Source organism: Roseimaritima sediminicola, from assembly GCF_009618275.1.
GTDB classification, from domain to species: domain Bacteria; phylum Planctomycetota; class Planctomycetia; order Pirellulales; family Pirellulaceae; genus Roseimaritima; species Roseimaritima sediminicola.
Window position 1 is genome coordinate 1 of the sequence record NZ_WIAD01000086.1, and the last position, 9,935, is coordinate 9,935.

Below are 9,935 nucleotides of genomic sequence, written 5' to 3' on the forward strand. Positions count from 1 at the left end.
CCTAAGAGCCCGACCCTCCCGCTGCGCGGGAGGGTGTTGTCGCGGGGTTGCACCGAAAGATTCATGCCGACGTGCTTAGTCGTTCCGCCGAACCACAGCACGGTCGTCAGTCTGGTAAACTTCCAACTCAGTCTTCTATTTTGGAAAGAACGATATGGCATGGCGACCCGAACGGCTATTGCAAACCGGCGAGTTGGATAACACCCAGCGGGGCTGGACGATTGGTTGGCTGCAACTTGACAGCTTCCGAGATCCGTTGCAATTGAAACTTGCCGGCAACTGCCACCCGGATCTGGCCGGCTGGAAGTTTCGAATCCATCGCGTCGAACCTGAGTTACCCGACGAGAAATCTCGAAGCGACGAAGACGCTCCCTTCGACTATTCCAGCATCAACCTGAATCAATCCGGACATGTCGGTGACATTACAGCCGACCAGATGATCAAACATCATGACATCCCCAACGACGAGCTGGTTCGTCGCCTACTGGCCGGCGAGAAACCACCGTTCTCTTGGCGTAAATGTCTCTACGTGGAGTGGTTCAGCAACGCCAACGGTCGCGTGGTCATCCAGAGTACTCGACATGAAGTCGAACGAGTTGGTGAACGAGCTTTTGAGTTGACCGAAGAGGAATGGAAAGAGCAGGCTCGGCAAAACAACAGCGAACTTGGCTACTTCATGGCTCAGCTCGGTGATGCATTGAGCCAAAACACCGACGAGACCGAAGAATGAAAGTTCATCCTGATTCCATCACCATCGAAGCCTCCCAAGACTTGGGACCGCGGTTCGGCCTGCCGGGTGAGGACAGCGTATCGAACCTCGTCCGCCGAGCGGGACGGCGGCACCAGAAGTCCCCGCAGTAGCGTCAAGACGCTGCGAACGTTGAACAGCACCTCCACCTAAACACCGAACACAAGGCCCGACCCCGGCGCAGCCTTCTCCGGTTTCCTGACTGGCCCGCCGTGGTGTTTTGCTTGCAGGATCCCCGACAGGAAATGGAACGTTGGCTCGAGCGATACTGCGGCAAAGACCGCACGAGATCAGGAGTGGTCGGCACCAGCCGAGAAGGCACGAAAAAACCCGCCGTGCTGGCGGGTGATGTCGGCAGATTGGGTACTGAGTACCCCCGAAGGGGGTTGAACACAGGCGGAAAAGCCAAGGGAAAACGGCAAGCCGGATCTGAGGCGGTCCCGCAGGCGGTCCCATCGCTGCACGGGGAGGACGATCAAGCAGCCGAGCTGCTGGCCATCTGGGAGCGACTCGACGACGCCCAACGGGCCGAGCTGATCGACGCGGCGCGACGGATCGCCGGACGGTAGCGACTCGATGCACCCGAGGAAGTTTTTCAAAAATTCCATTTGACGCCTTCCGACCGAACGCTATCATACCGACACAGCACGCCACGGCGTGCAACTACAGCGACCGAACAACGGAGCTGGCCAAGTCCTTAGATGGACTGCGCCCGCTTCGTTTTTTTTTGCGCGGGATTGGCCAGCTCTACACCCACGGAGGTAGAGCTATGACCAATGACCCAGCCGCCCCGGCTCAATACGTCCCGCTACGGGACGTGCCTGCCCTCGCCCGATCCATGACGGGCGTCCCGTGTTCGCGAGAGGCCGTCTACCGCTGGCGACGGTCCGGCCTGCGGGGGCACCGTCTCCGATGCATCTATCTGACCGGAGGCTATCGGACCACGCAAGAATGGCTGGCCGAGTTCTTTTCTGCGGTGGGGCAGTCTCAGCCAGAGGAGGGCCGCACCGATGCGTAGCACGCCCACCGATGCCACGATGCTTCACGGATGCGACCCCGATACCCTGGTCGAGCGGATCACCGCCGCCGTGCTGGACCAAATCCGCCCGCTGATCGAGCGGCGAGCCGGCGGCTTACTGAGCCGCGAGGGGCTGGCCGAGCACCTGGGCGTATCCGAGTCCCACGTCGATGGCCTGACGCGATCCGGCGAGATCCCCTGTATTCGCCTGGGCCGGTCGGTCAGGTATGACACCGACGCGGTACTGGCCGCCCTGCAAGAAAAAAACGGGGGTGCTGCCGATGAATAGCGAGCACCCCCGAGCGGACGATTGCGGCCGTCATGCTCACTGTACCACGAACACACACCCCCGCCAACAATCGCTCTTTGTCGGCGGAGAGCCAGCGGTCGCATCAGAGACGCGCCGCGATGCCTACCAGGCCGCCCAGCCGAAGCTCACGGGCCGGCTGGCTACCGCCCTGGACTCTCTGCGGGCCGCTGGACCACGCGGCCGGACGCGCCACGAGCTAGCCGAGGCGATGGAACTGCCGCTGCAAAGTGTGTGTTCTCTTGCCCTGCGGCTGCGACGTGAAGGCTTGGCCCGCGAATCGGGCAAACGCTCGACGCCCAGCGGATCTATGGCCGCGGTGTTGGTGGCCTGTGACGACGGGGAGGCGGCCGATGAGTGACCGACCATCCAACGATACGGACGCAGTCCCCGGCCAAGACGACCACCTCAGGTTCATCGATTGGTGTTTTTATTGGCGGGGGCTCCGCGACCCCAGCCAGACGACCACCACGCCCTACGAAGAATGGATAGCCTGGCGAGCCGATTGCTACCGGGGGGAGACGCGATGAGCTACCCAGAGCGACAACCCTACCACGCCCGCAATCTAGCGCGGCCGCTGATCGCCAGGGAGGACCGATGATGGACGGCTGGATTCGCCTGCACCGCCAGACGCTCGACTCGGCGGTATTTCAGGACGCCTATTTGCTGCAACTGTTCCTCTGGTTGCTGCTTCGTGCGTCGATCAAGCCCCGCGCCGTTTCCATGCGGACAGGGCGAGGTAAGACGATTGTCAATCTCGACGCAGGCCAAACCATCGTTGGACGACGGGCAGCGGCCGAGCAATTGGGGTGGAAGCAATCGACATTCCGCGACCGACTGGCCCGGCTGCAAGCGATGGGCATGGTGACTATCGAGCCCGACACCCATTGGAGCGTGGTTTCGGTAACTAACTGGTTGACGTACCAGCGTCCAGAGCCAGGCGAGACGACAGGCACCCGACACTCAAGCACGACAGGCAAACGACAGATAAACGAGCCTGCAAAAGACGGGAAATTGTTCGACACAACAGGCGGTTCTGGTGGTGGGGACGACAGGCAAACGACAACCAACCGACAGGCAAACGACAACCAACCGACAGGCAAACGACAACCAACCGACACAAACAAGAAGGGAGAGAAAGAAGAGAAGCATGAGAACGACAAGAAGGAAAAGAATAACCCTCTCGCATCGGCAAGCGATGCTGACCGCGAGTTGATCGCGTGGATTGAGCTTTGGAATCAACTGAAAGCGGATGGCCTTGTTCACGCTGGCGTCGCCGACAAGCCGAGCAAGGGCGTCGTCGCCGGATGGAAGCGAGTCAACCGAAGCCCCGAGCTGCGGGGGCTGCTCAGCGACCATGAGGCCGTCAGGAAAGCCGTCAAGGAATCCGAGTTCGTGCGCGGCTCTTGGTTCACCCTTCCGAAACTGCTCGGCGGCACGAACAAGGACGGCGAGTACATCGTGCAAAAGCTGCTCGACGGCGGCTACGCCGGAAGCAATACCCCCAAACCGCGCACGGCAAACGTCGGCGCGGGTGTTAACTACAACCCTCTGGAGGAGCCGAAATGGCAACGATGACGACGAAGCAACACGTAAGTTTCATCGATCGAGTCAAAGCCACGCGAAGCCGCTTGGCCGAGCTCGAAACCAATACAGGGCTTGCCGCTCAGTCAGGCGAGGCGGATCAAGAGCTACTGAACCAGTGGAACGCCGCATGCCGTGCATGGAACTGGCTGCGGCGAGATCGTGGTAAGCGTTACGCGGACTGCACGTTCGACAACTACCAAATTACCAACGACAAACAGCAGCGAGTCGTCGACAAGCTACGGGAATACGCAGCCGACCCCAAGAACATCGAAAACGGGGTAGGCGTGGTTTTGTACGGAACCAAAGGATGCGGAAAAGATCACCTACTGATGGCCTTGGCTCACGCAATGGTTGGGCTGCACGGCATTTGTCCGCTTTGGGTCAATGGCGCCACCCTCCACACGGAGCTGAAGCGCGAAGACTTCGACGACCCCAACCGGCCGAGCTCGCTGGTGCGGTTTGGGAATGACCCGCGGACCGCCCCGATCCTTTGGGTATCCGACCCGCTGCCCCCGAGCGGTGCTCTAAGCGAATACCAACAGAAATTGATCCTTGAGGTCATCGACCGCCGCTACAGCAGCATGTTGCCCACCTGGACCACCATGAACGTCGCGAGCGGCAGCGAAGCCGAGGAACGCTTAGGAGCCCAGGCGGTTGACCGTCTATGCCATGGCTCGCTGGTGCTCGCCTGCGGCTGGAAGAGCTACCGGACGGTGGGAGAGGCTAGTAGTTGACACGCCCGCCAACGGCGACGAGACCGCCGCAGCAGTCAAAAACGAAGGCCAGAAACAGTGCAACGCCAAAGACCCCGCAGCCCCAGCGCCGTGACCATGGAAACCCCAGCAAAACCGACCGAAATGCCCAAACCCGCGAGTGCAACCGCTAATGGTGTGTCTGAATACCTTGCCGACCTTCGCGCCGAACGCGAGCGAGTCAGAGAATTACAGCGGAGCCACCGACGACGGAAGCCGGCACGCAGGTCAGTCACAGCACGGCTTGCAGACTGGGACCGCGAGAACGGCAGCAGGAGCATCCGAACGATCAAGCCGCCGACCGATGCCTATCGACCGCTACAGCGTGTCCTGGGCGAACTGAGGCTGCTTGTCGGCGATGGCTTGCACGTTCGGTTGACGCCGCGGGGCCGACTGACGATCACGATGCACGGCGGCGACATCCCGAACGGTGCCCTATGGCTTGTGTCCGATGCCGGCAGGTCCATTGCCGACTACCTGGGCGGCCATTACATGCATCGCGACTGTCCGCGATCGGCTCGCCCGGTGTTGATTCCCGGCCAGCGGTTCGCTGTTCGTTGTTCGTTCTGTCAGCGGCCGTTGCGTCGCAAACTGAGTACCTGAGTTTCCCCTTTCCCCCTCTGGAGTTTGATTAATGAGTTCTACCACGCCCACCGCAGCCGAAGCACGACGCGCACAGCAAGAAGCAGCGGAGACCGCCGCGCGGCTCCAACGCGAAATTGAGGACCGGCAGCAGGCGATCAAAGACGCCCAGCAGGCCGAACGAGACGCCCAGGCAGCCGAGAAGGCCGCAGAGCACGCGGCTCGCATCGAGGAAAGACGAAAGCGACTATTCAGGCGGGTCAGCCACGAGGTGGCGCAAACGACCGCCCAGGCCCTGATTCGATTGTTCAAAGACGGGCAATCAAAGCGGATTGATGCCGAAGAATTTTGGCAGCAACTCGATGACCATCGCTGCCGACTCCACAGCCAGCAAGTGGATGAATCAGCCCGAGGGCTGGTTTTAAGTTGCGAATTCTTCATTGGTGCCTGCGACCGTTGGGCGATGGCCCGAGGAGCAGACAAGCCAGGCCGGCCGATCGGAGACATGCCAGCGGTCGATCATCGCGTCGAGGCCGCAGCAATGGAAATCGAGCGGGAGCTCGCCGGCGAAGAACCGCCCCGAATGGAAGACTTCTATGCCTTATTCATGGCGAACACCAGCGGCATCCAAATGGCCAAAATGCTGAACCTTCTCGACGAGTTCGGCAACGGCGACCTGCAAGCCCTCGCCAAGTTCTTTTCACGGATGGCCAAGCGGGCCGGTGTAGAAACACGCCGCCCGATGGCAGTTCGACGACTGGGAGCCCTGGACCTGAACGACGCATGGGACCTGAGGACCCAACGCATCGAGAAGGGGGAGACGGACGCTCTCATGCCGGGGATGCCCGACCTTGGCCAAGGCGGCCATCCCGGACGTACCGCAGCCCGCGCCGCTGGTTGATTGTTGCTCCCGATTTCCGCCCCGGCCAACGCGGCCGGGGCTTGCTTCCCCTCACCGAGTCGATCAATGGCGAAGAAACGACGACGACGAAAACCGAGGCCAAAACCGAGGCCAAAACCGTGGCCCGTTTGCAGTGAGCCGCACCTGGGCGGTCACACTGGCGTGACCCATGTTGACCACGGAGCCATCGCCGAGCTGGCCCAGCGTTTCCACATTCGTTCCATGCTGGACGTTGGTTGTGGTCCGGGCGGCACGCGGGAAATGGCGGAACGCATTGGGGCCACCTGGGCCGGGATCGACGGCGACCCCACGGTGGCAAAGGATGGGATCGTTACGCACGACTTCACGACTGGCCCAATCGACGGCGACTACAAAGCGGATTTGATCTGGTGCGTCGAATTTGTCGAGCACGTCGAGGAGCGATTCTTGCCCAACTTCCTACCGCTGCTATGCGGCGGCACAGTGCTTGTGCTGACGGCCGCGCCGCCCGGAAAACCGGGCCATCACCACGTCCACTGCCAACCACCGGAATACTGGATCGAGCGGCTGCAACACGGCGGGATGACGTTTGATGATGAGCTGACCGCAGCCATCCGATCAAGCAGCACGATGAAAAGAGAGTTCATGCGATCCCGTGGCATGTGCTTCATCTCGAAGCACCACCACAACACAGGAGACCACCCATGACCGATGCCATAGCATTGCACCGGAGCGGTTGCGGGTATCCTGCCGGCTGGACTTTTGCTGCTTCGAGCACCTTCGATCTTTGGGGATACTATCGTGGCACACATGGACGACGAGACGGCCCGCATGACCACCGTAGACGCGGCTTGCCTTGTTCGCGGTGGAATGCCACTGATTGAGGCGGTACGGCTCACCGGAGCCGCCCCAGGGCCTACGGCGATGCTCGCAAGTCGGAACCATCGGGCATTCGTCCCTACGCCTGACGAGATCGCAGAACGGGCCGCAGCGGTTCGAGCCGGGTGGACCGAGACCGAGCATCGACGCCGAGCCAGCCGCGGCCGAACGCGGTGGACGGTTACCACCATTGATTCCAGCGAGATCGCGAACCCCGCCGCATAGGTTGGGAAAGTCAGATCGTTGTTCAGCGTTGCACCACAGGAATTACACTTGACCGCGAACGCCATGAAGATAAACATGTTCGCATCGTTTGGCCGCCGCCTGGGCGTCGTAACCCAGCCGGCTAGGACGCGGTGTTCTTGTACCGTTGCCGACACGGCCACCTCTGACAATCTGACGAACGAAGATGACAAAGCCCAATCATTGGTGCGGTGTGTCCGAAGCCGTGAACCGCGAAGGCGGGGAGCAAAGGCCATCGGCGTGGTGTCAGAGCCGCGTTACGAACACCAGTGGTTGGGCTTTGTCATGCGCCGCCAATGCGGCGAAAGGTGATCCTACCATGCCACAGCAAACCCCCGTTCCTGCCGACTGGCGAGATCCCGCACACTTCGTTGCCGAGGCGAGCAAAGCCTTGGAAGCGATCACCAGCGACATCGGCGACCACTACAAGACCGACGCCAAACTGTTGGAGATCGGAACGGCAGCCGACGCGGTTTGGTTCGCGTTGCGGAGCGAAAAGCTCGACATCGTGACGGCCCACACGCGAGCCCGGCACCTGCTGGACATCTGCGAGGGCGTCAGCGGTCTGTACTGTACCGCCGCCGCCTACGCCGTCGAATGCCTCGCCCGTGCATGGGCGGCTGAGGCGTTGATGGTTGACCGGGAGCCACGCAAGCCAGCAAATGCACCGGCCGCCAGTAAGTACGGGACCGCGGAGGTCACCGCTGACAGCGACGACGACGCGGTTATCTTCGTCCCTGCTGTCCTGATCGCTGGGCATGGATTCACCGCTTGGAGCGAACGCGCGATGAGCGAAGCGGAAGCCGAGGCCCTGCGGGAAACGCTGGCTTACGATCACTTCGACCTGCAAATTGTCGAGGTCCAGGTACGGCTGCCGAACGCCCTACGGGTAGTCAGCGACATCCAGTATCACGACGGCATCGCCGCCGATCCGGTCCAGGTGACCGTCCGCGGGCCGGCCTGCCCGTTCGCAAAGTCGGTAACGGAGGTAGCCGCCGACTGAGCACACCTTGACCACCGCCACGGCTAGGGTAGCTCCCGAAAGCCGGTTCCCATGACCGGCCCGCCGCGGCGTTTTCATTTTCATGGGCCAACCGATGGAGTTGAACCGATGGCGAGTTTGCGGAAGGAATCTGACCGGGGCCGTACTGGGTGGCGGTTGCGTTTTTACCAAGACGGCAAACGCCGGAGCCTCTATCTTGCCAGCCTATCGAAGCGGGCAGCCGATAACGTCGCGCGGCACGTCGATGAATTGGCGACCGCCTACGCTGCAAACATTCCCCCTGCCCCGGAGACGACGCGATGGGCGAACGGCACCGAGGGCAGCATTCGCAAAAGCCTTGAGCGTTGGGGCTTGATCGACAGCCGCCCCGCACAGACCGCCGATTGCCGGCTGTGTGTGCCGTTCTTCGAGTCCTGGATTGTCGAGAACTGCCGGACCGACCGCACCGAGAACAACTACCGGCAGGCGGTCAAATGGTTCGTTCGTCGCTTCGGATCGGACCGCACGTTGACATCGATCACCCCGGCCGAGTTCGCTTCGTGGCATCGCTGGATGATCCACGCCGACCGGCTGGCACCGTCGACAGCCAACAAACACGCCAAGCGAATCCGCACACTGTTCAAGAACGCCATCGACGCCCGGTTGCTGGCCGAGAATCCCGGTACTGGCACGAAGTTGGGCAGCGAAGTGAACAGCGACCGCGATCACTACGTCAGCCGAGAGGACGCCGCGCGAATCATCGCGGTCTGTGACACCGAATGGGCGTTGATCTTCGGGCTGTGCCGGTTCGCGGGCCTGCGATGCCCCAGCGAGGTGACTGCCTTGCTTTGGTCGGACATCGATTGGGAAGCCGGACGCATCCGCATCGACTCGCCCAAAACGGGCTTGCGGTTCTGCCCCCTCTGGCCTGCCCTGCGGCCGTTGCTGGACGCGGCATGGGATGCCGCCCCCGAAGGTGCAAAGTACGTCATCGGACGCCACCGGGACAAGGAAAGCAATCTCCGCACGCAGTTGACACGGATTGTTCAGCGAGCCGGCCTGATCCCCTGGCCGAAAGGGTTTGTGAACCTGCGAGCCAGTTGCCGCACCGACCTGGAGGGCCGCTTCGAGTCGCACGTCTGCGACGCCTGGATGGGACATAGCAGCAAGATTGCCCACAAGCACTATCTGCGAGTTACCGAGGCTCACTGGGAGCGAGCTTTGGAGTTCGGCGGTCCCGTTGAGGTACCGTCGGCGGTCCCACAGCCTGACGGCGGTCCCATTGGCGGTCCCTCACCTGCTCGCCCTGAGTCTGCTGGAGCCGATGAAGGCACAAAAAAACCCAGCGTTTCCGGTGGGGGAAAGGCTGGGAAAGGCTTGGTGCTAGCGGGAGAGTACCCCCGAAGGGATTCGAACCCCTAACCCCTGGTTCCGAAGACCAGTGCTCTATCCAGTTGAGCTACGGAGGCGTGTCGTTTGAAAACACGGCTGTCCATTGTACCGCTTTTCGCTTTCCCCGCTAGGCCGGAACGGGCCCCGTTTTTTCAGGGTTTTGGCGACTCGGGGTGGATTGTGCCCAGTTCGGCTCGCTGGAGTCCACAGGCTTGTGCCGCTCCGGAGCCAAGCTTGGGTCGCCTGAAGGCTAGACTCCAGCGACCAAATCTGGCGAGTTCGGCTACGTGCTGGAGTCCAGGCTTGTGCCGCTCCGGAGCCAAACTTGGGTCGCCTGAAGGCTAGACTCCAGCGACCAAACTCTGGCGAGTTCGGCTACGTGCTGGAGTCCAGGCTTTAGCCGCTCCGGAGCCAAGCTTGGGTCGCCTGAAGGCTAGACTCCAGCGACCAAACTCTGGCGAGTTCGGCTACGCTGGAGTCCAGGCTTTAGCCGCTCCGGAGCCAAGCTTGGGTCGCCTGAAGGCTAGACTCCAACGACCAAACTCTGGCGAGTTCGGCTACGGAC

At 61.6% G+C, this 9,935-nt stretch carries 12 protein-coding genes and 1 tRNA gene; 11 read left to right on the top strand and 2 right to left on the bottom strand.

What is annotated here, in order from left to right; translation table 11 throughout:
• The first annotated feature begins 154 nt into the window (after positions 1–154).
• Both GE027_RS21875 and GE027_RS23630 read left to right on the top strand, forming a co-directional pair.
• Positions 155–730, top strand: a complete 576-nt coding sequence (locus GE027_RS21875) for a hypothetical protein (RefSeq protein WP_153559363.1) — start codon at positions 155–157, stop codon at positions 728–730.
• On the top strand, positions 727–861 hold the full coding sequence (locus GE027_RS23630) for a hypothetical protein (protein ID WP_261344076.1): 135 nt from the start codon (positions 727–729) through the stop codon (positions 859–861). The genes GE027_RS21875 and GE027_RS23630 overlap by 4 nt, the downstream gene beginning before the upstream one ends.
• Before the next feature lie 177 nt (positions 862–1,038).
• Here GE027_RS23630 and GE027_RS21880 read toward each other — a convergent pair whose 3' ends face one another.
• Entirely contained in the window at positions 1,039–1,356 is a 318-nt protein-coding gene (locus GE027_RS21880) for a hypothetical protein (protein WP_153559364.1), read from the bottom strand.
• Positions 1,357–1,758: 402 nt separating this feature from the next.
• On the opposite strand from GE027_RS21880, the gene GE027_RS21885 reads away from it, so the two are divergent.
• From GE027_RS21885 to GE027_RS21925, 9 genes are all read left to right on the top strand, one after another.
• On the top strand, positions 1,759–2,055 hold the full coding sequence (locus GE027_RS21885; protein ID WP_153559365.1) for a helix-turn-helix transcriptional regulator: 297 nt from the start codon (positions 1,759–1,761) through the stop codon (positions 2,053–2,055).
• Positions 2,048–2,434, top strand: coding sequence for a hypothetical protein (locus tag GE027_RS21890; protein WP_153559366.1), 387 nt, complete (start codon positions 2,048–2,050; stop codon positions 2,432–2,434). Before GE027_RS21885 ends, GE027_RS21890 begins: the two co-directional genes overlap by 8 nt.
• Positions 2,427–2,603, top strand: coding sequence for a hypothetical protein (locus tag GE027_RS21895; RefSeq protein WP_153559367.1), 177 nt, complete (start codon positions 2,427–2,429; stop codon positions 2,601–2,603). The genes GE027_RS21890 and GE027_RS21895 overlap by 8 nt, the downstream gene beginning before the upstream one ends.
• Positions 2,604–2,670: 67 nt before the next feature.
• A complete protein-coding gene (locus tag GE027_RS21900; protein ID WP_153559368.1) occupies positions 2,671–3,651 on the top strand; it encodes a hypothetical protein in 981 nt (326 codons plus the stop codon).
• On the top strand, positions 3,639–4,394 hold the full coding sequence (locus GE027_RS21905; RefSeq protein ID WP_153559369.1) for an ATP-binding protein: 756 nt from the start codon (positions 3,639–3,641) through the stop codon (positions 4,392–4,394). The genes GE027_RS21900 and GE027_RS21905 overlap by 13 nt, the downstream gene beginning before the upstream one ends.
• Positions 4,395–5,046: 652 nt before the next feature.
• Complete coding sequence (locus GE027_RS21910; protein WP_153559370.1) at positions 5,047–5,895, top strand: hypothetical protein; 849 nt, start codon at positions 5,047–5,049, stop codon at positions 5,893–5,895.
• A gap of 162 nt (positions 5,896–6,057) precedes the next feature.
• Entirely contained in the window at positions 6,058–6,582 is a 525-nt protein-coding gene (locus tag GE027_RS21915) for a class I SAM-dependent methyltransferase (RefSeq protein ID WP_153559371.1), read from the top strand.
• Between the two features lie 733 nt (positions 6,583–7,315).
• Positions 7,316–7,999 carry a hypothetical protein gene (locus GE027_RS21920; protein ID WP_153559372.1) on the top strand — a complete coding sequence of 228 codons (684 nt, stop codon included), beginning with the start codon at positions 7,316–7,318 and terminating at the stop codon, positions 7,997–7,999.
• Positions 8,000–8,155: 156 nt separating this feature from the next.
• Complete coding sequence (locus tag GE027_RS21925) at positions 8,156–9,400, top strand: tyrosine-type recombinase/integrase (protein WP_162006877.1); 1,245 nt, start codon at positions 8,156–8,158, stop codon at positions 9,398–9,400.
• Here GE027_RS21925 and GE027_RS21930 read toward each other — a convergent pair.
• Positions 9,374–9,447: transfer RNA gene (locus GE027_RS21930), tRNA-Arg, on the bottom strand. The two genes, GE027_RS21925 and GE027_RS21930, sit on opposite strands and share 27 nt — an antisense overlap.
• Positions 9,448–9,935: the final 488 nt, after the last annotated feature.